Origin of the sequence: Paenibacillus senegalimassiliensis (assembly GCF_001486585.1) — a bacterium.
Lineage (GTDB): Bacteria > Bacillota > Bacilli > Paenibacillales > Paenibacillaceae > Fontibacillus > Fontibacillus senegalimassiliensis.
This window is the reverse complement of record NZ_LN909042.1, coordinates 1-24,303: the sequence shown is the minus strand read 5'-3', so window position 1 is coordinate 24,303 and position 24,303 is coordinate 1. Positions and strand designations below refer to the sequence as shown.

General features: G+C 46.6%; 33 protein-coding genes. 1 reads left to right on the top strand and 32 read right to left on the bottom strand.

Annotated features, from left to right (window positions below; translation table 11 throughout):
• Positions 1-197: 197 nt before the first annotated feature.
• The 6 genes from BN3279_RS02460 to BN3279_RS02435 all read right to left on the bottom strand — a co-directional run bounded on the left by BN3279_RS02460 (position 198) and on the right by BN3279_RS02435 (position 4,743).
• Positions 198-869: a peptidoglycan recognition protein family protein gene (locus BN3279_RS02460; RefSeq protein WP_082672900.1), complete on the bottom strand. Its 672-nt coding sequence runs from the start codon at positions 867-869 to the stop codon at positions 198-200.
• Entirely contained in the window at positions 866-1,276 is a 411-nt protein-coding gene (locus BN3279_RS02455; RefSeq protein WP_232436732.1) for a phage holin family protein, read from the bottom strand. Before BN3279_RS02455 ends, BN3279_RS02460 begins: the two co-directional genes overlap by 4 nt.
• Before the next feature lie 74 nt (positions 1,277-1,350).
• Positions 1,351-1,533 (bottom strand): hypothetical protein, encoded by a 183-nt coding sequence (locus tag BN3279_RS02450; protein WP_059049073.1) that lies wholly within the window; start codon positions 1,531-1,533, stop codon positions 1,351-1,353.
• A 54-nt stretch (positions 1,534-1,587) separates the two neighbouring features.
• A complete protein-coding gene (locus BN3279_RS02445) occupies positions 1,588-2,133 on the bottom strand; it encodes a stalk domain-containing protein (protein WP_059049072.1) in 546 nt (181 codons plus the stop codon).
• A gap of 68 nt (positions 2,134-2,201) precedes the next feature.
• Positions 2,202-3,740 carry a prophage endopeptidase tail family protein gene (locus tag BN3279_RS02440; RefSeq protein ID WP_059049071.1) on the bottom strand — a complete coding sequence of 513 codons (1,539 nt, stop codon included), beginning with the start codon at positions 3,738-3,740 and terminating at the stop codon, positions 2,202-2,204.
• Positions 3,741-3,753: 13 nt separating this feature from the next.
• Positions 3,754-4,743 (bottom strand): tyrosine-type recombinase/integrase, encoded by a 990-nt coding sequence (locus BN3279_RS02435; RefSeq protein ID WP_059049070.1) that lies wholly within the window; start codon positions 4,741-4,743, stop codon positions 3,754-3,756.
• A gap of 119 nt (positions 4,744-4,862) precedes the next feature.
• On the opposite strand from BN3279_RS02435, the gene BN3279_RS02430 reads away from it, so the two are divergent.
• Entirely contained in the window at positions 4,863-5,075 is a 213-nt protein-coding gene (locus BN3279_RS02430; RefSeq protein WP_059049069.1) for a helix-turn-helix domain-containing protein, read from the top strand.
• A gap of 49 nt (positions 5,076-5,124) precedes the next feature.
• Here BN3279_RS02430 and BN3279_RS02425 read toward each other — a convergent pair whose 3' ends face one another.
• The 26 genes from BN3279_RS02425 to BN3279_RS02310 form a co-directional block, all read right to left on the bottom strand.
• Positions 5,125-6,906: an SGNH/GDSL hydrolase family protein gene (locus BN3279_RS02425; protein WP_059049068.1), complete on the bottom strand. Its 1,782-nt coding sequence runs from the start codon at positions 6,904-6,906 to the stop codon at positions 5,125-5,127.
• Positions 6,907-6,910: 4 nt separating this feature from the next.
• Positions 6,911-7,723 carry a distal tail protein Dit gene (locus tag BN3279_RS02420; protein WP_059049067.1) on the bottom strand — a complete coding sequence of 271 codons (813 nt, stop codon included), beginning with the start codon at positions 7,721-7,723 and terminating at the stop codon, positions 6,911-6,913.
• The gene (locus BN3279_RS02415; protein WP_059049066.1) at positions 7,720-10,548 is read right to left on the bottom strand and encodes a phage tail tape measure protein; all 2,829 of its coding nucleotides are present in this window, start codon (positions 10,546-10,548) and stop codon (positions 7,720-7,722) included. Before BN3279_RS02415 ends, BN3279_RS02420 begins: the two co-directional genes overlap by 4 nt.
• 194 nt (positions 10,549-10,742) lie before the next feature.
• Complete coding sequence (locus BN3279_RS02410; RefSeq protein ID WP_059049065.1) at positions 10,743-10,994, bottom strand: hypothetical protein; 252 nt, start codon at positions 10,992-10,994, stop codon at positions 10,743-10,745.
• The gene (gpG, locus tag BN3279_RS02405; RefSeq protein ID WP_059049064.1) at positions 10,991-11,329 is read right to left on the bottom strand and encodes a phage tail assembly chaperone G; all 339 of its coding nucleotides are present in this window, start codon (positions 11,327-11,329) and stop codon (positions 10,991-10,993) included. Before gpG ends, BN3279_RS02410 begins: the two co-directional genes overlap by 4 nt.
• 52 nt (positions 11,330-11,381) lie before the next feature.
• Complete coding sequence (locus BN3279_RS02400) at positions 11,382-12,278, bottom strand: major tail protein (RefSeq protein ID WP_059049063.1); 897 nt, start codon at positions 12,276-12,278, stop codon at positions 11,382-11,384.
• A gap of 11 nt (positions 12,279-12,289) precedes the next feature.
• Positions 12,290-12,643: a hypothetical protein gene (locus BN3279_RS02395; protein WP_059049062.1), complete on the bottom strand. Its 354-nt coding sequence runs from the start codon at positions 12,641-12,643 to the stop codon at positions 12,290-12,292.
• Positions 12,636-13,064, bottom strand: a complete 429-nt coding sequence (locus BN3279_RS02390; RefSeq protein ID WP_059049061.1) for an HK97-gp10 family putative phage morphogenesis protein — start codon at positions 13,062-13,064, stop codon at positions 12,636-12,638. Before BN3279_RS02390 ends, BN3279_RS02395 begins: the two co-directional genes overlap by 8 nt.
• On the bottom strand, positions 13,064-13,411 hold the full coding sequence (locus BN3279_RS02385) for a phage head completion protein (RefSeq protein ID WP_187377720.1): 348 nt from the start codon (positions 13,409-13,411) through the stop codon (positions 13,064-13,066). The genes BN3279_RS02390 and BN3279_RS02385 overlap by 1 nt, the downstream gene beginning before the upstream one ends.
• Before the next feature lie 2 nt (positions 13,412-13,413).
• Complete coding sequence (locus tag BN3279_RS02380; RefSeq protein WP_059049059.1) at positions 13,414-13,698, bottom strand: hypothetical protein; 285 nt, start codon at positions 13,696-13,698, stop codon at positions 13,414-13,416.
• The gene (locus BN3279_RS02375; protein WP_059049058.1) at positions 13,691-14,005 is read right to left on the bottom strand and encodes a hypothetical protein; all 315 of its coding nucleotides are present in this window, start codon (positions 14,003-14,005) and stop codon (positions 13,691-13,693) included. Before BN3279_RS02375 ends, BN3279_RS02380 begins: the two co-directional genes overlap by 8 nt.
• A gap of 53 nt (positions 14,006-14,058) precedes the next feature.
• Positions 14,059-15,345: a phage major capsid protein gene (locus BN3279_RS02370; RefSeq protein ID WP_059049057.1), complete on the bottom strand. Its 1,287-nt coding sequence runs from the start codon at positions 15,343-15,345 to the stop codon at positions 14,059-14,061.
• Between the two features lie 21 nt (positions 15,346-15,366).
• The gene (locus BN3279_RS02365) at positions 15,367-16,002 is read right to left on the bottom strand and encodes an HK97 family phage prohead protease (RefSeq protein WP_059049056.1); all 636 of its coding nucleotides are present in this window, start codon (positions 16,000-16,002) and stop codon (positions 15,367-15,369) included.
• Entirely contained in the window at positions 15,992-17,230 is a 1,239-nt protein-coding gene (locus BN3279_RS02360) for a phage portal protein (RefSeq protein ID WP_198343563.1), read from the bottom strand. Before BN3279_RS02360 ends, BN3279_RS02365 begins: the two co-directional genes overlap by 11 nt.
• A 16-nt stretch (positions 17,231-17,246) precedes the next feature.
• A complete protein-coding gene (locus BN3279_RS02355; protein ID WP_059049055.1) occupies positions 17,247-18,956 on the bottom strand; it encodes a terminase large subunit in 1,710 nt (569 codons plus the stop codon).
• On the bottom strand, positions 18,953-19,279 hold the full coding sequence (locus BN3279_RS02350) for a hypothetical protein (protein WP_059049054.1): 327 nt from the start codon (positions 19,277-19,279) through the stop codon (positions 18,953-18,955). The genes BN3279_RS02355 and BN3279_RS02350 overlap by 4 nt, the downstream gene beginning before the upstream one ends.
• 104 nt (positions 19,280-19,383) lie before the next feature.
• Positions 19,384-19,536 carry a hypothetical protein gene (locus BN3279_RS23675; protein ID WP_157686432.1) on the bottom strand — a complete coding sequence of 51 codons (153 nt, stop codon included), beginning with the start codon at positions 19,534-19,536 and terminating at the stop codon, positions 19,384-19,386.
• A 5-nt stretch (positions 19,537-19,541) separates the two neighbouring features.
• A complete protein-coding gene (locus BN3279_RS02345) occupies positions 19,542-20,225 on the bottom strand; it encodes an HNH endonuclease family protein (protein WP_059049053.1) in 684 nt (227 codons plus the stop codon).
• Positions 20,225-20,947 (bottom strand): phage terminase small subunit, encoded by a 723-nt coding sequence (terS, locus tag BN3279_RS02340; protein WP_059049052.1) that lies wholly within the window; start codon positions 20,945-20,947, stop codon positions 20,225-20,227. The genes BN3279_RS02345 and terS overlap by 1 nt, the downstream gene beginning before the upstream one ends.
• A gap of 254 nt (positions 20,948-21,201) precedes the next feature.
• Complete coding sequence (locus BN3279_RS02335) at positions 21,202-21,717, bottom strand: tyrosine-type recombinase/integrase (protein WP_187377719.1); 516 nt, start codon at positions 21,715-21,717, stop codon at positions 21,202-21,204.
• A 397-nt stretch (positions 21,718-22,114) separates the two neighbouring features.
• Positions 22,115-22,486: a hypothetical protein gene (locus BN3279_RS02330; protein ID WP_059049050.1), complete on the bottom strand. Its 372-nt coding sequence runs from the start codon at positions 22,484-22,486 to the stop codon at positions 22,115-22,117.
• Positions 22,487-22,514: 28 nt separating this feature from the next.
• Entirely contained in the window at positions 22,515-22,682 is a 168-nt protein-coding gene (locus tag BN3279_RS23670) for a hypothetical protein (RefSeq protein WP_157686431.1), read from the bottom strand.
• A 162-nt stretch (positions 22,683-22,844) separates the two neighbouring features.
• On the bottom strand, positions 22,845-23,159 hold the full coding sequence (locus tag BN3279_RS02325; RefSeq protein WP_059049049.1) for a hypothetical protein: 315 nt from the start codon (positions 23,157-23,159) through the stop codon (positions 22,845-22,847).
• 41 nt (positions 23,160-23,200) lie between these two features.
• Positions 23,201-23,404, bottom strand: coding sequence for a hypothetical protein (locus tag BN3279_RS02320; protein ID WP_059048701.1), 204 nt, complete (start codon positions 23,402-23,404; stop codon positions 23,201-23,203).
• Positions 23,405-23,440: 36 nt separating this feature from the next.
• A complete protein-coding gene (locus BN3279_RS02315; protein WP_148466784.1) occupies positions 23,441-23,788 on the bottom strand; it encodes a hypothetical protein in 348 nt (115 codons plus the stop codon).
• Positions 23,789-23,841: 53 nt separating this feature from the next.
• Complete coding sequence (locus BN3279_RS02310; RefSeq protein ID WP_059048703.1) at positions 23,842-24,276, bottom strand: hypothetical protein; 435 nt, start codon at positions 24,274-24,276, stop codon at positions 23,842-23,844.
• Positions 24,277-24,303 lie beyond the last annotated feature (27 nt).

The following is a 24,303-nucleotide window of genomic DNA, read 5'->3' as shown; positions in this document are numbered from 1 at the left end:
ACCACATTTTCCGCAATCATCGAATGAAATAAAAAAAGAGCCTCGCCAGCGTAATGCTGACAGGGCTCTTTTACCTATGCTTTAGGATTTTGTACGATAATTATAACTTGCTATCCGTAAATTTTCAACCCGTTTTCCGAAGTAATCCTTATCAGTCTACGCAACCAAACACTATTTTTACGTTTATTTTGCAACCGTTATTTGGATGCAATCACAAACGTAAGCCAGGCTAACTCCGATGCCGTGAGCGTTCGATTCTCGGCCTTTTGCAACCAATTTTGATCAGTGATTACTTTACGATCCAGAAGCTTTTTAACATTGTCCTCCACTACGCCCCATTGATAATTGCTCAGAATCAATTTATCTTCATCTCCTTCTCCATCCAACTCTGCGGCCACTCTATTTTTAAACTCAATCCACCCCGTCCACTTGCCACTGTCATACATTAGGCGCGGGCATACCTTACCGGACCAATCCCAATGCCGCCGCAAACGATCTATGCCCCAGCCACGCTCCTTGAGCATTGCAGCAACCAACTTGACGGCATTGTCCAGAGACTGGCTATAATTACGCTCGCATATCTCCACGCCGATGCTGGTACGGTTACCACTCTTTGCCCTGCTGCCATCTCCGGCATGCCAGGCTGACTCATTAAGCGGCAGGCACTCAATGGCCTCTTTGTCGTCAACGACGATATGATAACTGGCTGTACGGTTGTTGCTAGGATTGGTTAGCCACGCACGCTCATTTGCGGCGGTGCTGGACGGATTGCCTGTGTTGTGGATGGTAATTGTCGTCGCTGCCATAGCAATGCCGGGACGGCGGTTGTGGGCCGTCCCTTTGGCTATATGGTCTTTGCGATAGGTCATTTACTATCACCGCCTAGTTCGGCATCCTCTCCACTTTTCCCCCTCAATACAGCGATAGCCCGTTGCAGCACCGGCGGGATGGGCGCTCCTAAACGGCCAGCATTTTCAAGCAGGCTTAGCAGCTCGTTAGATAGGTAGAAGAATATAGCGGCATCCCGAAACAGATGCGCATCCCCTAATGCCGTATCAACTAGGTGTGCCACGGCCACAATGGCAAGAATCATCACTTTTCGAGCAATTCCCCATCCTCCAATTCGGCTGCTTAACTTGCCTTCGTAGCCCGCTGCAACCACTCCTGAAATGTAGTCGAATACGATGAAAGCCAGTAGAATGCTAAGTAATGGTGACCAACCTCCAAATAAAAAGCCAGCAACGATGCTGGCCGTAGGTAAAATCGCTCTGTACACGTTATCCAATATAATCATTCCTCTCGATTTAATATAATTCTCCCGGATCAGCTCCGAGGGTAAAATAAAAACGCCTATTTGGCGTTTGGTTCTTCCTTCTTCTCTTCTGTCTCAATACTCTTTCCCAGGGCCGCATGAACTTTTTTCATGAATTCTACTTCTTCGCCCGGGTGATAGGCCATCGCCACAGAAATGACCCCGCATACATCGTGGATGGTTGGTTCAATCAATAGTTCGATTTTAGGCACTGCTTTCATGTTCGTTCCTCCCATAATAAAAACCCCGCCGTATGGAGGGGTTTAATCTTTTTCTTATGCTGCTGGAGATAAAGCTTCGTCCATTAATTTTAATGCTTCATTATACTCTTCTAGCCGCTTTTTTACCTTCTCCAATGCAGCTTTCGTTTTTTCTACATTCGTGGTACTTTTGGGATTCTGCAATTCTTCCTCATATGCATTTATAGCCGCTTCCGTTTGAGGAATCAATGTTTTTGTCATGAACGATTTTTTTTCCGAAATTTCCCTTTCTGTCAATCCATCATACGGGTTGCTCGACACAATCTCTGCATCGGTCTCATCTTGAATCGCTTCTTCTGTTGTCGTTATTTTTACAATCTTCGTATTATTATCCACGCTTATATCCCCTCCCATTTTCTCGGAAAAAGCTCGTACTGGAGCGAACGTTTTGTTTCCAGCCACTATCGCCTTATCACTTAATTCGCTACCGTTGACCAAAACGGTGTACTCTCCCGTTATTTTGTTACCTACAAGAGATAGCTGGTTCGCAAACGCGCCTACCGGTACAGACAAAACCAATCCGACGATAATCCCAATAAATAATTGCTTAAATTTCTTCAATTTTCCTTACCTCCCGATTTTAAGTTATATGACCATTATAGCGATAGAGGTATGAATTTGTCTCGCATTTACATTCCGATATGTTCCATTATATCGATGATAGTCTGTTCGACGTCAACGATACTCCCCATTCTTACAACGTCATAGAATCTAGCGTCTCCTTGAATCAATACATCTCCATAACTCCGCAGGAACAATTCATTATCCGCAATAACGTGCATCCCGCCGGATATCGAATAAACCTGTCCTTCGGATTGTCCGTTCGGTCCCCAAAATACAAAACCGCCCATGCCGGCCCCAGTGTTGTACCCAAGCGTAACTCGCTCCCGATTCGTGCTATCGAAGGACCTGAAACTATAATCATCCATTTCTATGCGTCTTCCGCTGGCCGCCGTTCGAATCAGTGCCCCGGTTACTACGCCGCCGTCAATCTCGGCTCCCTCGATGTACGAACCATATATACGCCCCCCGTTAATAATGGATGCGCTAATTTCGCCCGAGAACTCCCCTCCGACAGCCTTCATATGTCCGGATTCATCTACGGAGAAGTTGTTTCCAATCTCGATGCTGCCCCCGCGAAACTTACTGGCTGTTACAATCCCGGTAAACTCATATTCCCCGTTAATGGGATCAAAATACAGCGCATCTTGATAGCTTCCAGATCCATTCCCTTTCTGCATGCGGAATTCATCCGCGTTCCATTTGCTTCGGGCCATCTTGTCATAGCGTTCAATTACGATCCCCTCGTCCGGGCCTATCTTGACCCCATACATCCATTTGTCTTTACCTACCGTTGTGGTTCTGATGCGATAGATTTCATCTTGGATTCCTCTGATGTTGTTCGCTATAACCACTTTGCTGTTGATACGCCGTTTGGGGCTGTAACTGTATTGGATGATCCGTTGTTCTTCGTTGATGCCCAGTTCTTCATCTACGATTTGAACGACATCGCCCAGTTCGAACTCTTCCAGCCCTGCGAATTCTGGTAGTGTCCGAAGTTCGACCACATCGATTTCATAGGCCGTTTTGATCTCGCCGGACTGTCCGTTGACATCCTTGACAATTCCCTTGATGTTCTTGCCCAGGGCGAATTGCGTCCCTCGGTTCCGCCCCCTGCTGGCGAGTATCGACACATTATATCGGTCGTATCTCAATTCCCCTTCACAATGCTCCGCGATGATTCTTACCACGGCCCGAGCATCCATATTTTCTTTTATCGCTACGCTGATTATTCCGGTGGGCTCTACGCTGCCAACGCTAAACCCCGTTCCTTCCAACGCTCGGGAGAGCAATGCGGCTGGGGAGCCGGTATGAATGAAGCCTCCTTCGAATCTTGTGAGTAGCAAATCGTATCCGACTTGTTCACACTCCGCAACGATAACTACCATTCCGTCCGAGGCCCGGGTCCGACGGCTGCGGATGATGTTGAACCATTGCCCCTCCGCTTCCGCAAAGTTTCCCACCTGGATGTGCGGGCTCTTTTCTTCGTCCAGGCATATCGAGAATTTAAGGACGTAGCCTGCGTTGATACTTTCGGTAATTTCATCGTCAAAATAATTATCCAGGACAGCTACCGGTCTGCGCTGGTTATCTAATATAATGATCAAATTACTTCCTCCCTTACTGGACCAAATATCTTTTATGCTGCTCCCGCTTACGCTCTTCGGTGATCCGTGCATAGCGCAGCGTGGTTTGTGGATCGGAATGCCCCATAAGTTCCTGGACGGCAACCAGTTCCGCGCCATTATTTAAGGTTAACGTTGCAAAGGTGTGTCGAAGCACGTGCGGGCTTACCTTGCCGGATAGACCAGCAGCTTTGGCAATCACATCAATCTCCCTCTGAATGCCTCGCCGGGACAATCTACGGGATGGACGGCGCTCCGTGACCAGGAGGGCGTCACAATCATCAGTTCTTTTTGACAAGTATCTATTTAGGTGATACATCGCCTTGAAGCTGAAATACACTTCGCGCTCTTTATTGCCTTTACCAATGACACGACAACTCATAGCCTGGCGGTTAATGCTGCTTCGGTTCATGCCGTACACCTCTGACAGTCTGCACCCGGTCGCGTATAGCACTTCAATAAGCGCCCGCTGCCGGATGGTCCGGCATGCTTCCCGTAACATTTCGAGTTCAGCTACGGTCAGCGCTTTTGGGAGTCGTTTCTCCTGTTTCGGCGTCTTGAGACGTGCCGAAGGATCGCGCTGTATCAATTCCTCCGCCGCCAACCATCCGAAGAAGCTTTTGAGAACTGACAACTTACGTCCGACTGTACTCATTTTCAGATGATTGTATTCGCCGAGGTACGCCCGAATATCTGCGGCCGCTACATTATCCGTCCGCTTTGTTACTTTCCGGAAGAATGTCTTTAGTTCCAATCTGTACCCTTCGAGGGTAAGCGGGCTAAGCCCCTCCAAGCGCTTCGACGACAAGAACATTTTGACTTTCTCGTCGGCATCCGGGTGAGGTTCATCCTCTTCCACCTTCTTGATATAATATTTAGCAACAATGAATGACAGCGAGGTTTTTGTCTGCTCGATCTGCAAATCGGGAAACGATTGATACATAACAGATATGACTTCGGATAATAATTGTTCTCCTGCGTTCATCGACCTTCCGCCTCCTATTGTTACGAATTTCGTTATCATATTATCATTATACATCGTTACTATTTACGTAACAATAGTAAAATGATACTATTTTCGTATCAACCGTTGGAGGCGATGTTATGATCGAAATTAAACTGGAAAGCCTGCTTGCTGAAAAAGGGATTTCCCAGCGAGAAATTGCAAGGCGTACCGGGATACGCCACCCCACTATTAGTGAAATGTGCTTGAACAAGTCCAAGTCGCTGCCCGTTAACAACCTCTCGAAGTTATGCCAATCTTTGGAGTGTGATATCTCGGACATATTGGAATACAAAAAAGAGCCTGCGGATTAATTCCGTTGGGCTCTTTTTCTCGTTCTGTCTGCTGCGCAATATGATCCAATTATGAAGCTAATCTCCGCAATAAATCAACTATTACAGGAACGTAAAAAGTCTCGTACCCCAAGCCGTTAGGATGAGTCTTATCCCCGTGCCCCGTGCCGTAACTATCATGAGTATACAGGTCTACCATGCTTGCAATATTGGTATTAAGATTTCCTACGCGATAGATATCCGCGATGGGTACTGACCACTTTTCACACGCCGTCTTAATCAAATCGGCAAGTGTTTTTTGCACAGCGTAATCTCGTGATCCCATGTTGTGTACTGCAACAAAAATGATTTTACTCGTTGGATACGCTGCCTTAAGTTTACAGATAGCCTTTTCCATCGCCCCGATTGTGGTCGTGTCGTCAAAATCAGCCTCTACGTATGTGTTACCTACCACGCCGGCACTGATGGTATTGTTTGCAATTTGGATAATATCGTTAGTCCCGCCCTCTAGCAGTATATAATCCGGGACTGTGGTAACCACGGAAATCGCATTATCGATAAAAGTAAGTATGGATGTGGATGCGGTAGCGGTCGAAAAAGTTGTACCCCCAGCGCTATACTCATAGTTGGTCATTCCGTATTTGCTGGCAATGATATCGGCGTACCCGACACTACTATTACCGTTTCCGTAGGCAATACTATCTCCTAAATTCAGAATACTTTTACCGACCAGGCTACTATCTCCATCATCAATAAACGACATTTGGTAATCATTAAGCCTTATCCTGTCTAAAAATACTTTGTAATAGGGCTCGTATGCTGTAACAGAGGCTCCTACCTCCATCATTATTGTAGCCTCATATTGCACATGATAGCTAAACCGGATGTATCCATCAGCGGTTGGTGTGTAGATGTAATTAATTGAGTCCGCATCCACAAAGCTTGCAGATATTGGTGATTTGCTGTTAGTATACGGTAGCATCTTTCTAAATCGCGGAGAAATTATATATGAATTTCCAGCGCTGACCTTGATAAAATCAGTCGTGCGGTAGCTGGAATTATTAGTAATTACTCCGGTTGCCTCAAGATGTCCGAGAGTTACTATAGATGTGTCAACCAAGTTTTTGCCTGTTGTATATACGCCGGATACATCATTAATGTTTATCGCGGGTAAACCCATGCTTTGGTACACCCCGCCAGCCGTCCAAGCTGATCCAGACCAGTAATACCAGTTGCCATCGGCGGTAACGCAATAAATCCCGGTTGTGCCCGTTGGATACGCCGCCTGGAGCGCCGCAAGAGTCAAGTACGTACCTTTTGGCGATCCGCTGACTATGGTTGCTACTTTTGTATCCACATAACTCTTATCCGCTTTGGCTGCTACAGTGATGTTTGTACTGTCCAGACTCGTCTTGTCCGCTTTGGTATTTTGCAGATTAGTCAAACTGGCTTGCACCGTGGCTTGATCCGCTTTATCCGTCAATCGGTTCGTCACATCCGCCAACTGCGCATCAGAAGCGTTCAGCCGATCCCCGAGAACCGGGTACTCTGCCCGGGCATCCACTAGCTCTGTAATGTCGTCGCCAGATTGGGCCACAATCTCGCTGATCCGGTTATAGGTGTTATCAATTCCCTGCTTAACCGTGACTCCCGGAGCTGACCCGGAATAGGTAATGTGTTCGGCAAGGTGCGCTGCGGCTGACTGAATATGCCCATTGATCAAGTTTAGGGTGGAGGTGAACCATGCCTTAACCTTATCAAAGTTCCTGTTTACCTTTGGGTACATCTGCCGGAGCGAGTCGGGAGGATTCCCGTTGTCCGCTCCCAATATTTTTTCAAATTCTTCGGCCATATTATCACCCCGTTGTTGCATATTTTTCCCGGAATCGCAAGTCCAGGTTTATATTAAGTCCTGATCCGCTGACCATCATTTGAGATGTACCAGGCGGTAACATTCCAAATGATGCGTTTGTTTTGTGTAAGAGATTGGTTGACCCCGAATAGACCAACTTACGAGCAAATTCAATCGTAAGATTTCCTGTAAATGGCTCAAGGTATGAAAATGTTACCCCGCCAATACTGAGATTCAAGGAACTGAACGCCCCCGACAACTCTACTACTGGAGCAACCGCCAAATCGCCATAGTTATATGCGGCATACGACCCTGGGCCGCTAATTGTAAAAGTATATCCGGTATCTACCAGCACGTCAGAATCAACCAGTATGATGCTATCAACGTTAATGTCTAACGACTCATACACGCTATATGCAAACGGATCGAAGGCAATCATGGGCAAAACAAACTTCCCAAGGCCTGCGATCCGTTCTAATGAAATTTCCCCACTATACCGCGCCATAATTTGGCGGTCTGGCTGGTTGTTGAAGATAATTGGCATCGTTCGTGGTCTGCCATCCGATCCTAATAGGTAAGCAGCGAGTACGTTAATCCTTCGCTGAAGCTCGAAGGAGTTGCGAGTCCCAAACTCACATTCAAGCGCTAACGGTCTCGGCCCCATATACGCGCCAAAATCCCAAGCTCCATGCATACCCGGCACTGCAACAAAATTATCAACCGTAGGAGGGAGCACCGGGCGTTGTGTCCCTCGCGTGACACGCATGCCAAGTTCACTCGGCATCTTTTCGCCTAAATATTTAACCACATCGCTCATCCGCCGTCCCCCCTGATAGAATCTGCAACATATCCCCCTAGCTTCTGGCTAAGGCGGTCTATGTCTTCGTCCTTCCTTATAACAAATGTGTTCCCGCTAATCATGCCCTCAAAGTTATTTCTCACCGATGATCCACCAGATGCCCCTGCACTTGGACTGTTTTTAGGATCACTCTTTACAACTGGACTCACCACCAGTTCCCTGTTCATGGCATCCATCGCGGCATTGACCTGCTTGGCGCTGTCTTTGATGCCCTCGGCCATCCCGGCCGGAATCATCTTGCCGACCTGGTCCCGCATAACGCGCGATGGCGAGTGGATGCCGAGAAAGTCCTTGGCTCCATCCAGAGCAGCCTTTGCTGCATTCACCACGCTATTAGCTAGATTCTTCGCTGCGCTCTTCACGCCTTCGATAATTCCGTTGATCAGGTTGATTCCAAGTTGCCCCCACTTGCTTTCCTTAAATGCATTCCAAAGCTCCGTGAACAACTTGGGAACAACTGCAATTAGGTCAGGGACAGCACCTAGAATCCCCTTAACCAAAGCCCAAATGATCTCTATGGCTGCTTTGATGATCGTGGGCAGGTTCGTGATTATTGCCATGGCTAACTGTGCGACAATCTTAACAGCCGCAGTGATAAGCAGCGGTAGGTTGTCCACTAGCACATCGATAATAGTCTTTATGATTTCCGGGACCTTCTCGATAAGCTTCGGCAGCGCATCAATGATGCCCGTTGCCAAAGTTAGAATCAATTGAATCGCGGCTGGGATTAGCTCGGGCAACAAATCAAGTATGCCGTCAACTAAAGACAATACGATCTCCACAGCAGCCTCAATTAATTTAGGCAGATTATTGATTAAGGATCTGACTAAGGTCAAAATCAACTGAGTCGCGGCATCAATGAGCTGGGGCAGAGCAGTAATGATCCCCTCAACCAGGGTAGTAACAGCATTGACAGCCGCATCAATAAGCATGGGGCCATTTTCAGCAAGCACCCCCACAATCGTCTGCAATAGTTGCACTGCAACTGCCAAAAACCCCGGAAGGGCCTCGGGAATTGCAGTAGCCAATGCCTCCACTAATCCACCTATCAGAGATGAGGCAACCACTGCCAGATCGGGTAGAGATTCGGTCAGTTGGGTAACCATGGTCCCGACACCTTCGGTTACTGCCGTACCTACAGAAGCCCAGTCTCCGTTGCGCAGTCCCGTTACAATGCCGCTGATCATGTCTGTTGCACTATCCGTGACAGGCTTCAGTCCAGTCAATACCTGACGCTTAAGACCTTCCAGAGCAGACCCAAGGTCGTTAAACTTGACATCCTGAATCCGTTGCAGCGTATCTGCGGTCATATCTGCATGATCCTGGACATTGCCTAACGCAATAATACCTGATGCTTCAAGGTCCTCAAATTGGGTGCCAAAGAGAGCAACGCCCATCGTACTTCGCTGAATAGGGTCTTCAATTTCAGCCAGCTTCTCAATGACCCTTTGCATAGCCTCTTGCCCTTGCATCGCTCCTGTAGATATGCCTGACATGATCTCATTGCCCTCACCCATAATGCCCGTAAGAGCCTGAAAAGCGTCACCAGCATCCTTACCGCCTTTTTTGAGGTAACCAACAAGGGTCTCAGCCGTATCTGCTGATACATGCTTTAGTAGCTCCATATACTCAGCAGACGTGGTTGTCCCACTAATCAGCGCTTGAGCAAATTCTTCGATGTTATCAGGAGCAAATAACATGTTCATCGCTTCGTACGTGCTGTCACTGCCGTCCTTAATGCGGATGTTGAATTCTTTGACGGCATCGCCTACCTTGTCAATGGACCATGCGCCGTCCTGAGCCCCCTGAATCAAGATGTTAAGAAACTCATCCGCGCTATAGCCCATGGCCTTAAATTGCGGCGAATACTCATTCAGGGTATCGAGCAAATCCCCGTTCTTATCGGCTCCATTTTGGGCACCTTGGGCGATCAAGGTCATGGCTTGGTCCCCGGTAATGCCAAACTGCTTCATGAGTGTGTTTGACGTACGTACTGATTCGTTAATTTCATACCCAAACGTATCTCGCAATAGCAGTCCGTTTGAAGTCAGGTTCTTTAACTCTTCGCCAGCGGCCCCGGTCGTTCTCCTGACCTCTGACATCGCCGTTGCTACATCTTCCATCGATTCACCCAAGTTGGATGAATAAACATCGGATGCAACATCCTTAAACTCCTGCATCTCTTCGTTCGTCGCCCCGGTCGATGCCTGGAGTTGGTTGAAAGCCTTGGCAGAATCATTAGCAAATTTAACAATCCCTACGACTGCGGCAGTTGCGGCAGCTCCTGCGGCGGCAATTCCAGCAGCGGCGGCTCCAGCAGCTACTTTTCCCGCTGAAGCAAGTCCAGCCTTTAGTCCATCAAGCTTAGAGGTTAATCCTTCTGTGCTCTTTTCAACTTGACTTGACTCTTGTCCAAAGTTATCCAGGGCTGAGGTGGTTTTCTTTAACTCTGATTCATTTTTGTTAAGAGATTCCGTCTCTTTGTTTATACGGACAAGCAAATCCTGCGCTGCCTTGCTGTTCTCGCCCTTTTCCGCAGCCACCTTTTCATACTGCGCCGTGAGATTAGATACCTTCTGCCGTTGCAGGTCCGTGATGTCATTCAGGGATTTTATCCGGGCTTGCAATCCTTGCTCTGACTTACTCCAATCGTCCATGCCTGCGGCAGCAGCTTTAAACCCGGAATCAATCACCTTAATCTGCCTGTTTAGATCTGCAATATTGGCCTTAAAGTCGGTTATATCAAGACTAACTTTACCGCCAATATCATTTTCATTTGCCATATACCTCACCTGCCTTTACGACAAGGCAGGCATTGGCTCGCTACTTGTTACTGTGCGGCTCGCTCTGTTCCCTGGTATTTACCTTCACAATTTGTTTGCATCGCTGACACTTGATTTCCAAATCGGCAATCCTGGCATAAAACAGCGTCTGACCACATAACGGACATTTAATTTTCTTGATTATGTTCACCTTCTTAGAGCCAGGCTGGGGGCGCGGTAGCCCGGGTAAATGTTTTTCCGCGAATGGTGCGAGTATTAGGGTCGGCAGATTCTGGCATGAACAGAAAATCAAGCAGCAGTTCGAAATCAGTTTCATCGATCTCTTTCAGGCTCCAATTTAAGCTTCTGACGCATTTGCGATAGAGTCCGATGAAGCTTTGATAAGGATCTGATTCCGTCTCATCTGAATCATCATGTTCATGATTTTCTGCCCCGCCGACCGTCACTTTTTTGCAATCATGTTCGTGATCCCCGAAGTAATCATGTTCATCTGAAGGTCAATATCTCCATCACTTACATGATTACATAGGGTATCGATATCAAATTGATTGCCGTATGCTTTGCAGACCAGCGTTGCTTTACGGTCTTTCAACTCAAGCAGCTTATCCATCATTTCGGCGATCTTGTCGTAGTCTTCATCTCCAGCCGCTTCGGTGACGGCATCCTTCAACTTGGCCAGCTCAATTGCATCCCGGCTAATCTGCATCGCTTCACGAGATACCGATGACATGATGCTTGTGGCAGTATACGTTTTTTTATCCAACTTAATTTTCAAATTCATGATAATGCCTCCTTATCCTTAAAAGAAATAGGCGGGTTACCCCGCCCTATCGTTAAGCTGTTTCAAAGTTAATCGTAGTACGAAGTAATTCCTGACCATAAACGTCTTGGGCATTCATAAGGATTACTGCGTAGCTTGTCACTGCGGACAACGCATCAGCCGGACTAATCGTCACAGTTTTCCCATCCGTGCTGATCGATTGCAGCGTGGTAACCGGCTGCAACAATTCGTCAATGAGCATCACCGAATAGCTTTTGATTTTATTCGTGAAGGTCAATACGATGTCCTCTCCCACGTCAACAGCCGTCGCCCCTGATGCAGGTACACTCGTCACTGCAAGAACCGCTGGAGGTACTGAGGTATCTGGCGTTTGCACTTGCGCAAACCACCCTGTCGGGTCAAATGCTGGGTCAGTGGTATCACCGGAAATTTTCTTGATAGGCTTTTGCTCTCCATTAATCAAGAATTGCTTCGTCGTGGCAACAGCAGTATAGATGAGCTGATACGTCCGAATGTCCACATCACTCGTCTTTGTCGCTGCCTCTTCTGCGCCACCGCTGAACGTACCCTTCGCATACCACGTATAGCGATGATCCGCTCGACCGATATTGGCACGATACCCAATAGCAATATCGGGAGGGTTGGGGATGCCACTATCAATCAAACGCCCTGTTGCTTCATCAAAATCCTTTCCCAACAGTAGCGCCGCCTTGCGAGCGGGTACATTAGATACTGTGATGGTCACCGTTGTAACACCCTCAGATACATAATTGTTCCCAGGGACATTGTCGTAGTAAGTTGGCGTGTTGTTCGTTTCAGCTTCTGCCGCAATTTCAGCAGAAGGGGCCAAGTATTCCGGTGTGGTCGCTGAATACTCGGTTTCCGTATCGGTTACAAGCGCAAAGTGCAGGCTGTCCACGCCTACAAATTCCCCGTATTGTTTATCCATGTTTATCCTCCTTAATTTTGATCATAAAAGCGATAATCGCAGGTATATCCGTAATGCCCTGTCTGCAAGCTATAGGGCAAGTCCCGCCCACCGACACGCAAAAAGTAAGCAGGAAGCATGACGGACTTCAATGTGTCGTCTGCTCCCTGCTTGATGGCTGGATCGCGGCTATACAAATTAACTTGTACTCTGGTTGTCTGACTGGTAGGTAGATTGTCGGCAAAGCTACCGTTCGGGCTGTCGATGATTTGATACGTCACAAAGGTTTCGGGAAGCGTATCATCTGGCGCATACGTTCCCTGCTCACGGACTGGATAGCCTAGCGACTCCAAAGCGGTATAGGTTACCGCATAGACGTTAATCAATGGGCATCCCCTCCCGCTTCAACACTTCGCGCTGAATTTTTTTTACTTTGGACTTGTTATTGTCAAAAGCATTACGTATGCCCGGATCGGCTGGCTGGGTAGGTGTGCCATACTCGGTAAATACCATGTGCCAAGATCCCGGAGCCTTTTCGTCGTTGATCCCTACGGCCACGCTGATGTCATTTCCACTTTGCTCAGGATCGGATAAGTCTGCACCTTCAGCGCCCACTCCGGTACGTCTATGACGTTGCGCCCAATCCTTGATATCTTCATAAACAGGCTGCGCGCTCTCATGTACCGCCTTGGCAACTGCATCATCGACATTTCGGCCAGTATCAACAATTCGCTGTGCATACTCTTCGAGTCCCGTTAAGTTCAGATTAATTGAGCGTCGATTCGTGTATTTTTTACTCCTAGCCATCAGGTGTTCACCGCTCGTCTGACCTTGAGCACAAGGTACATATTCCGCTGCTCAACATTTTCAGGCGGCCCGATAATGTCATAGGCAAGCTCGGGATCATCGTTTAGCAGCAGCCTATCCTTTTGCGTTATGTCTGCTCTATACCACATGACAACCTCAGCAGTATCCTCGACGACAAGTGTGCCTGACTGCGTACTCTCAGTCCCGCCCTTCCCCTTCCAATTGCACAGTTCCAGCGGGTTTTCTGCATCATCAAACCTAATCTTGGGAGCACCGTTCACGCTCGTCTCAGAACGTTTGAGGATACGGACCTGGGTATTCATCTGCTGGGCCTTTGGCTTCCACATCATCAGCCATCACCTACCAAGCTACGTGCTGCCAGTTGCGTCACCAGGGTATAAAAAATGGGCGAGAATTTAATCTCACCCGCACTCAAATTCCACGTATCGGTTACTCCCACCACAATCGTTCCGATAGAAGCCGGATCACTAAGCATTTCTTCTGACACGCCCGCGCCAAGCATAAAGGACTTCACAAGCAGCATCTTCTGCCGGATTGCGCCGTCCATGGCGGTTGTCGCTGCCGACATGCCCAATCCGATACGGCACTGGATCAGGAGTTCTTCATCATTCATCGTTACCACCGTCAGTAGACGATTGCTCCTTTTGCTGCTCCTCTGTCCCTTCCGCGCTTGGAAGATTCGGCTGCTCAACTTCAACTGTTGTAGCTTGCTGCTCTTCTAATGCGGCTCCAATCTCCAATTCAACGCCATAGGGAAGCAGCATCACCTTTAATCCAGAACGTTCCTGTTCCGCTTGAAGTCTTTGCGCCACAAATTCATGTTGCTGTTCGGTTAATGGGCGCATTGATCGCCAGATAACCACCGGGACTGCCGCCTGAACGGTTACCAATTTTTCTGCGTCCTGCCTCTTTTTTGCCATTTAGTAATACTCCTTTCTGATTAGGGCGGTTTCCCGCCCATTAGTTGATGTCTTTACGCACCCTTCTTGACGATTACCACGCCGTTAGGGTCTAGTAATTTTCCGTCAGCAATTAGAATGGCCTTATCAACAATTTCATTTTTGTCATGGTCGGTATAACGGACCATCATTAACTGTAGATTGCTATTAATAGCGTAGTTCCGCAGGTTACAGTAGACAGCAATCACATCTCCATCATTCGCCAGATCATAGGGCTTAATGATATCGTCCTCGACCTGAATTACCTCTTTACCTGCAAACCGTTCCTGAATACCATTCGTAATGCCGTAGTTTACTCTGCCGATGGGTTGACCTGCATTGTCTACCATACCGTCAATGTAGGTTTCAAATGTTCCAGATGCCATGAAGAAGTTAGCTCCAGCCTTGTAGGCAAGTGGCATCGCAGAGAACACCTTCTTTTTCCAAGTATGATAATCTAAAATTTCGGTATCATTCAGAGTTACAACCTGAGTTGCTGGGACGCGAGTGTCATTTGTAACCCCAAGCGGTGCACCACTACCCGAACCACTAATAACTGCCTCGTCCATAGCCTTGATAATTGCTTCATAGATCAATTCGGTTACTGTCTGTTCGAACAGGTCGAGAGTAGTTACGCTAGTCAGCAAAGTCTGTGAAATTCTGCATTCCAATCCGTAGTAAGAGAACGATACCTTGTCGTTCATTTCCAGTTTCTGACGATCTGAAACCTGTGTTTCTGTGATCCACTTAGCAACAGGAATCAAAGAAGAGATAGGAACCTGTACGCCGCCTGGAATATTGATCTTGCGAGTCCGATTATAAACAATTCCATAGTTGGTCATCTTTCGGATAACTTCATTCAGGATCGTTGTCGGAATCACCGCTGCTGCATCCGTGGTGGTGGTGGTTGCATCTGCCCGTTTCTCAAGCTTCAAAGGCTCTCTAATTTCACCTGTGCGGACATAGGCCATGAAAGCTTTCCGATATTCTAATGTAGAATACGGATCTTCCGTTTCAGCTTGTCGCTCATTTTGTTTAAAACCAAAAGAAGCCATTACCGTTGCAAGTTGAGCAGCAGAACCACCGCCTCCTGTTGCTTGCTGGCTGCGGCCTTCTGCTGGTGGAGTCGCGCCACCTGCAATAGGCTCATCAGGCAATGCTTCAATCTGCTGTCGCAACTCTGCAATTTCCCTATCAATTTCTTCGATCTCACCAATGATGGACCGGACTACATTGACATCTTCGCTGCTGTCCCCACGCTGTTTAAGCGTTGAGCGCTTTGTTTCCTTCTGTTGGAGCAATTTCTTGAGAAAATCCTTCATAATTTAAATAGCCTCCCTTAATTATCGTAATTTTAATTTGGCCTTGAGTAATTCTAGCTCGCTTTTAGGACTCACCAGTCCAGACCGGGCACTATCCAGTGCCGCTTTCGCGCTCTCCAGCGTTTTCTGGTCACGAGCAGATATATCAGTCCCGTCATAAGCCGGGAAGGATACCGCAGATACTTCAATGACGCGAGCAATATCCGTGATTCTTCGGAGCGGCATTTCGCTGTCCAAGTCCTCCCATACTGCATCTCGTATGATAAAAATGAATGACATCCCTGTGATGTCTTGCCTATCAATAGAGGCATGCAGCGCCTTAGATTCACTGTTATTCTCGGTGTCGAGCGTTGCCCGGATATACAACCCCGCATCATCTACGGATAATTGTAGAGTAGAATTTGCATTGTTATTTCGGCTGCGGGCAAGCGGGATATTTTGCAGGTTATGATTAACCGTCATCACCACATCCCTGAAATCTGTCTTTTCAAATGCAGTTCGCTCAATGATTTCCTCGAACCACCCACCAATTGTCACTCGCTGATCAAATACAGCCGCATGACCCTGAACGATCCCACTGTCTGCTTCGGCGCGCAGATCAGGCAGCGCGAACGATCTCATCTCACGTCCGCCTGCTGCAATCAATTTACTCGTCATCCTGTATCACCGCCCTTGATTTGTTTTGCATCTGGTATTGATTTACTAGATTTACGTCAATGTAATTCAGCGATTGGGTAATGCGATCCCCGCCGGGAATTGGTGGATATCCCATGAGAGCCAACTTCTGATTATCCGAAAGCAATCCTTGCTCACCCATAGTTTTGAGTAGAGATAACTTGGATGTTGTTGACAGGTAATTCATTTCCCGGTGATACCAGACAATCTCATTACCCGTGTCCATCTCTCTCTCAGTAAAAACTGTCCTGGAGAATTTCTGACCAAAATAAATAACCAGCGGCTCAAGCGTCTTCTCGTAAAACGCTTGGTACTGGTTATCGTCGAATTCTCCGGTTAAGATGGGTAGGGATACCCCGAACCAATTCAGCACGCTTTGTTGCAAGAATGCCATTGTGTCCTTGTCAATAAATTTTGCATCGCTTCGTACGGGAATAAATTCACCTTTTAAATCAATAGGTAAAATAGCGCTGTCTCCCGAAGCAAGTAAACGTTCAAACCTTGCCCTTTCTGCACGCTGAGCATCATCGTCCATCAATGTTGCCATTTTTAGCACGGCCTGAACAGCGGCATTTATCTTCACTGCACGTTCCAGTCCCTGCCGCAGCATATGGTTAGTTTGTAGCACTTGCAGCAGGGCTGAATTATCTGGTTGTCCACTTGCCCCGCCGCCCATAAGTTCATTGACTGAGAACTTTTTGCGAAGGTGGATAATATCGCTGTAGGGAAAAGTGAAGTCAACTCCACTACTAAAATAAAAACGAATATGCATTATCCCCGTAGGGTCTTGGAGAAACTCGACCCTACTCGGATCAATCGGATAAAATCCTCGGTACGTCCTTCGCTCACTTCCCGTGCTGGAATCCGAATCAAAGATAGGAATAATAAAGGCATTGTAATTCATGAACAGCAACCAGATTATTTTCTCAATGAATTCACTGGTTGTCATGAGTGGATTAGGTCCAAATTTAAGCAACCTGTTAATATTCCCTTTGGGTAAATCCTGCCTATCTCCTGTATTGCGAATATGTCGTGGCTGCAATTTGCTCATCTCTGTTGCAATTACATTAATGCAGTTTTGGACGATATCAGACGCATAGATGTTCGATCCAAATTGGCTGAATACAGGAAGTCCACCGTTAAGCATTCGGATTAACTTCACTTCTCGCCTTCCTGTTGACCAACGACGAAGCGTATCCATTATACTCATGCATTCCCTCCTTTCTTTAGGAGCATAGGCGGAGGAAGTCGCTTCTGTTATCGATGTACACGCGATAGCAGATGATGTTTGTTACAGCACCATCGATCTTCTTCTCATCCTTGCCTTGTACTTTGATTGGCATTTGCTCCATCTTGGAATTGACCGTAATCGCCGTATTCTCAAGACAAAACTTATCAAGGCTATCATTGTTGTAATAAAGCAAGTTGCTCTTGAGGTCAGCCTCAACAAGCTTCATCGGTTCCGACATCGGTCCCCAGTTCTGCTCAACGCGAACCATATCAAAGCCAGCTTCCTCCATTTCCTTCACCCAATAGATAGCCGACCATTTGTCGTACCCAATTTTCAAAAAGCGAATTCCGTATTCCTTAACCAACCTGACAAACCATGCAGTTACAAGCCTGAAATCATTTTCGTTACCATCACTGACGGTAATTCTGCCTGCCTTGATCCAATCCTTGTACTTCTCCAGGTCTTCCTTGGAAAGTTGGGATAGCTTTGATTCAGGGATGAAGTATTGAGATATGGTGTACTTCCGTCCGTCCTTGTAGAACAAAGCCCTTGCACACGCCAAGTCACCTGATTTAGACAAGTCCACGCCGCCAACAGCAACACGCCCACGCAAATTATCGAGAGTGAATGGTTGATCATTGGCATTAACGATATCCTCAGCCATAAGCCAAGCTGCCGCATTGTTCTGCTTGACGTTGAAGTCCTTCGCCAGCACAAATATTCGGGTTGCCTTATTGGTCTTGGCTTCTTCCAGCATGTTCCGTAGAAACGACCATTTTTTGATTGTTCCAAGTCCTGGATTACTCTTGACCCAAGTCCGCTCATCCTGCCATATCTCCTGCTCACTGTCTTGAGTATAGAGCCATACCAGCCAGCGGGGACGATGTAATTCACGCTTCAGCACTTGGCGTGCTTCCTTCATGCGCTCGTCGAGATATCCGTCATTGGTGAATCCCTCAGTGGTAAGTTCGTAATATAGCGGCTCGTCCTGAGTAGAGAGTGACTGGCGAATCGGCATGACTCCAGAGTTATCCTTCATCTCATGGACTTCATCTGCCGCACCTACCGCAATATTCCGACCTTCCTTGGCCCCGGTCTTAGCTGATATTTTCTTGATGTGCCCCTTGTTTCGGTAAGAAAATTTCCCCTTTTTCTTTCGGCGCTTAGGGTTTCCGAAGTATATTCCGGTCAAATTCTTACGGGTAACCTTATCCAGTGATGGGGACTCTTCGCGCATGGCATTGATTGCGTCAAACATTAGCGCAGCTTGCTCATAGTCATTACTGGAGCAAAGGATTTTAATCCCTTCGGGTCCGCAGAAGAATTCAGCAAGGTTCATTGCACCGATCAGCGGGGTTTTCCCATTCTTCCGGCCAACGACAAAAAGCACGTCCTGGTAAAGACGCACCCACTTGTCTATTTCATCATCGAAGATTTTAAATGCATGGAGGGCCGTAATGAATGCTTTCTGAAATAGCTCCAGTTTGAACGGCTTACCTGCATATGGTGCCTCAAAGTGTCGGCATTTCTCTTCAATGAATTTGATTCGCTTGTTGGCATCATCGGGCTCAAATTTAATGTTCGGGTCACGTAGGTTCTCGTCCAGAATATCAAACATTTGCAGCAGTTCTTGCCCGACCAATATTTCTCCATTGCGGCACTTTGCCATATACTCATGCAGATAGGATGAATAAGGAGCACTCATTCGAACTCCTCCAAGTCATCGTCTTCCTCTTCGAGCATGTTTTTATTCAACACACCATTCAAGGTCTTGATAATAACGGCGTAGGCTCCGACATTTTTAAGATACTGGCGAGCTGCTTCAACCGGCTTCTGCAAATTCGGGTTTTGAGGGTGAATCTTCACGGTGCCCGTTTGCGCAAGCACTTTGCGCAGCTCCGCATTTTCAGCAAACAAAAAGGCTGCATCCTGGATAAGTCCATCCACCAGATCAGCCTTTTCAGGGTCCACTTTTGCAAAGACATCACGCAATCTCGTCAATTCTTTGTCGCACTCGGCTTTATTCACCGGATTTTTCACCTTCTTTCCGAATTTCGATTTTTTGGGTTTGCACCAAAATCGTGTCCCCTCTACGGTACCCCGCGCCTTCGAAAAAAATTTTGACCGGGGGGCTACCTGAGCAGCGGTTCTCGGAACTGACTTTCAATCTGAGCGAAGGCTTGAACTCCTGCCTTGACTCCTTCCAAAAAAATTTCCCGTTCTTCATCAGTAGGCTTTCGCCCCAACTTATTCTCTAGTGACTTCATTTCAACAACAATGTTCATTTCCATCACTCCTGATATTGTTCAAACCACTTATCAATGTATCCACGCCACTCTGCTTGCACATGCTGCCGCTGAGGATCAGTGTTAAGACGAGACATGCACTCGTCCTTAGTTGCTTCGATGTACACCAACTCAGCCCCCAGATCGTTAGCCGTACGCTCTCGCCTAAACTTATCAGGATATCCGCCGATTACCCAAGCATCTCCCCACTTGCCCATGCGAGTCTTGATGTTATCCAGTAGTAGGTTATGAATGCCCGCTACATTGTTGAACAAGTTATCCGGCTTATCATATGACGGCTGGAATGATATTGCTTCATATATCCGATCCATGTCCACCACAATATCACCGCGCATCATCCGTTCAGATACAAAGGTCTTCTTCCCAGACAGCGGCGGACCATAAACTAAATAAACGCTGCGGACTCTTTTGGCTCCAAAGCGCTTATGAATCTCATTATGGCATTTGTGGTGCACCAGCATGACCAATTCAGGATTGAGTGATATTAAATGATCATGAACATTATCCGGCGTAAGCTCGACTTTGTGGTGAGCTGTCAACTCTCTGGCCTGAGCAACGAGATTTCCGCAGTGTTCACACCGCAATCCCCTTTCAAGGATCAGAGACAAGCGGAAGTCTTGCCATGTCTTTGATGTGTAAAACGCTTGAAGTACACTGTGCCTAGCCATTACCACGCCTCCTCTTGAGCAGCCTTAACTTTGGACTTAAGCAGATCCATTTCAGCTATCCTTTTCTCGCTTACCTCAGAAGGATCAGCCTGCCTTAGCATGTCCTCATATTGCCGGATGAGCGCTCTTAACTCTCTCATTGCGCTTGCCTGTGCAGTCAAAGCTCTGCCCTGCTTATCCCAGGCATATTGCAGCTCATATTCCTCTTCGTTATATGTTTGAAAGGGGACTTCTTCTTTCTGTCCCTTTTCATCCACTCGCTTGTATACCCCGAATTGCTGCTTCTGCTTTTTCAATGTTAGGGTAGTATCGTCCTTATCCTGAACAAACATGATCTTCTGTGCCCGAACAATGTTAGTCCATTTGGTACGAATAGCAAGCCAAAGCATATCCATCCTGTTAAGGTGTTCAGACTGGTCAAAGATTTCAAGCGTCTCGGGATCGTCCGGGAGAAATTTACGAAATAAGCCATGCTTAACTGCATGGTCATTGCCCTCCGGCCCTCCACGACCTCCCTTATTGCCCAAAGCATTCTGATTCCCTTCGGGAGCTCCACGACTTCTAACGGGAGTTGCTTCCCACTGGTCAATGCTCTTCCACTTCCTGACCAGTTCAGACGATATACCTAATTGGTCGGCTATTTGCTTCGGTTTCTTCTTTCGACCGCTGCGGAGCCATATTTGTTTAGCCTTTTTCCTTAATTCGCTTGGCTGTCTTGACACATCAGACCCCACCTCCTGTTATTTGAGTTGGTTTTCACGCTAACTTTTCGTAAGTTATGCTTTTTTGGTCAAAAATGACCGTTTTTCAGGGGCAAAAAATCACCATGTTTATACCCATATTCCACTAAATAATGTTAATTGAGTGAAACATAAGTGTAGTTGTGTTGCAGTCATTTTAAGCAAATAAAAACGCGTTCCTTCATATATTGTTTCACCGTAAAAAATGATGAGTGCAATGATTGAAGGATTGTGTTTCACTTAAGGGCTTGAATTGCCTTGTCCATCATGTCTTGAGTAAGGCCAATATAGTCCAAAGTCTCTGCTGGATCGGTGTGTCCGAACATTTCCATTAGTAACGCTAGGTTCTTATGGTCCTGCATATACAGGCGATATGCCCATGTTTTTCGCAGCGTATGGCACCCTATTTCGGTCAGCCCAAATTGTCGTCCTGCTGAAACAAGGAATCTGTATGCGGTTGTCCGATCAATCGGCTGTCCTCGCATCCGGCTAACCGTCTTAATCTGCCTGCTCTGAAAAATATAGTCCGAATCCCTCATGTCCTTGATGTAATCATCCAGATCAGACCTAATGCTATGATGGACAACAAACCTTTTTGCATGCTTGTTTTTTTGCTCAATCAGATTGACATGCGAACCTCTCACCTCTGCCACGGTAAGCCTGCAAAGGTCGGATACGCGCAAACCTGAATAAATGCCGATGCAAAAGAACAAGTAATTCCTGATGTTTCGTGTGTAAAAATAGTGCTTCATGCCCTCAATAATTCTGTCATCCCTTATAGGCTGGACTTTCTTCATACCACCACCCCTGTTTAGCATAAAAAATGCCGCCCTGGTTAAGGAGCGGCTATATTAGGAGGAAAAGATCATGATACCTATGTTAGTGACCCAGGCAGGAATCGAACCTACCTATAACCATTAGGTCATATTAGAATTATTTTGAGTCGCTTTTCAGAGGGAGGAATCTGAACCCCCGAGTTACTTACGGGTACCGCGCCTACTTCCCCTGGATACTTCGCCTATTTCGGCTTTTCACACGACCTATGAAAATGTCAAGGTTCAGATATTTCCAAGGATTTCTCCCTGAGAACACTTTACCTTGACACTTCACGCAAAAAGGACGCGACTTACACGCAATTTACACGCATTTTTAATACTTGAACAGTTTCAAGCTATTAGCAACAGATGCGATGCCTTCGTATATTTTGCGATCTACAGTGCTGGGATGCATTAGACCAAATCGAAGGACCACAACCTTATGCCGTTCCCCTTTCATGTATCTAAGCTCAATCATCTTCCTGATATCTGGATCAAGGATAAGCCGAACTGCACTTTCTATATCTTGAATTAGGGTTTCATACTTTTTTAGTGTAATTTGCTGCTTGTAGTCAAGGTCCATGCCAGACATTTCCTGTACTATAGCCTTGCAACGTCTATATCTTGTCAGCAACGACTTGGCATGCAGTACTTCCTGAGGTGTCGCGCTGGGAAACAGTTCGTCTTGCCCCAAATTATCAGCCATTGCCATTCCCCCTTGCTGAATGGGATCACTAAGCCTTTTTTACCTGTTCTTGAATCACCTGCAATACTGAGCTTGCTGGAACCCGGTAACGGCGCTGATACCAAAATGCAAATTGCTCGTCCGTCTTTTCAGCATAGATCCGTCTCATATCCAGTATGCTGGCCCGAATTTCCGCTTGAGTCGTTTTCCTTGCCACTTCGATCATCCTCCCTTATACTTTCTCCGCAAAGCATCCTTGCTACATCGCTGGGAACGTTGCTGACTGCGATTGTCAATCCTTCTCTCCTGAGTATCTTCCAAGCCTCACTGTAAGCGTCGTTATTCATGTATTCCCTCCTCTTGCGATAAATTTTCGTCACTAGCATTTGTCGTATTCTTCTTGATGGGCTCTAAGAAAACATGAGCGGCACAATGTGTTCTGATCTATAAATTGCGGCCAAGGAAAGATACTTCCTTTTTTCGCTGGGTCTCTCGTTTCAACTCCACACTTCTCGCAACTCACATAGACAATTTCACTCGCGCTATAGATAGGGTCAAACTCTACTTCCACTTCAAATTCTCGCTCACAACAAGAACATTCGTGATCAAACTTATTATCGCTCGACAAATCAGTTAACCCGTCTGACATGTCGTTCTCATGTCCGCAATAAGGGCATTCTACTGTATCATTCATCCAATTCCCTTCCTTCACTATATTTTCGAACTGTGACGTTTTCACTTCATCATGGCTTGAACTTGTTGCTGAATTTTCGCCGCAATCTGCTCAATATTGCTTGCATGAGTTTCAATATGTCGCAGCCTTCCAGAGGGACGATTGCCGGCCTTTGTTCGGCCAACGGCGTAATGCTCTATCTGTACATAATTTTCATGTAGATCATCGAGCAATGAGAATAATTCTTTATTCTTCTGATTTGCCATTTAAACACTTCCTTCATTAAATGTGTCAATTATCACTTACGACTCGTTAATGTTTACTAAAATAACCTTTTCCCACTCGTAACTACCGACAATGCTTTCGGCTTTCTTTTCCGCTTCTTTGTCCGTCAACTTGTCGTCATACAACTTGTCGTAAGCTTCATTAATCAATTGTTCTTCATCATCTGAGCGGATATAAATGCGCTCTCCCATTGACACAACTTCATCGACCTGCGCCGACCCGAATACAGCCGTCCAACGATTATATCCATCATCGGCTACAATTTCGGAGTCTACCATTGGCAATACTCTCAAATCCGGATTTTCCGCTATCAATTTTAGTAACTTTGCAACATTTTCTTTTTGAATCTGCATTTCTGTCTTCACCTTCATTCACTCCTTCATTAAATGGTCATTGCGGCGTTGCCGCGGAATGTGCATTATCCCCAATGTCCATGACGCTTCAAAATATCGGCAACTTCTTTCGCATATGGTTCATCGACATTGATAACCAAGTAGGCATTCACAGGATGTTTCCCATCCCTTTTTCTGCCCATCTCAATCTTGTTGCAAAGACAGTGAAAATCGTATTTTTCTTTGTCGTTGAGGTACTTCACCGCATCTTCGCGCTTAATAACTCCACAAAATTTTTTTGCTACCCCATCCAGCCAAGCAGATTCCCTGCGCCTTGTGCTTCCGTGCACTCCCAAGTTGTCAAATGTCATAAACCATCCCGGCTCAAATCTTACTGACTTGCCAACATCATCAGTTACCAGCAAACTACCGTCAGAAACATTCAATGCGCTCTCGTATACTTTTCCATGGGTAAAACCCTCAGATGACTCACCAATATACCTTACATCTATTACGGACATTTAAAATCCTCCTTCGCTCTTTGGGTC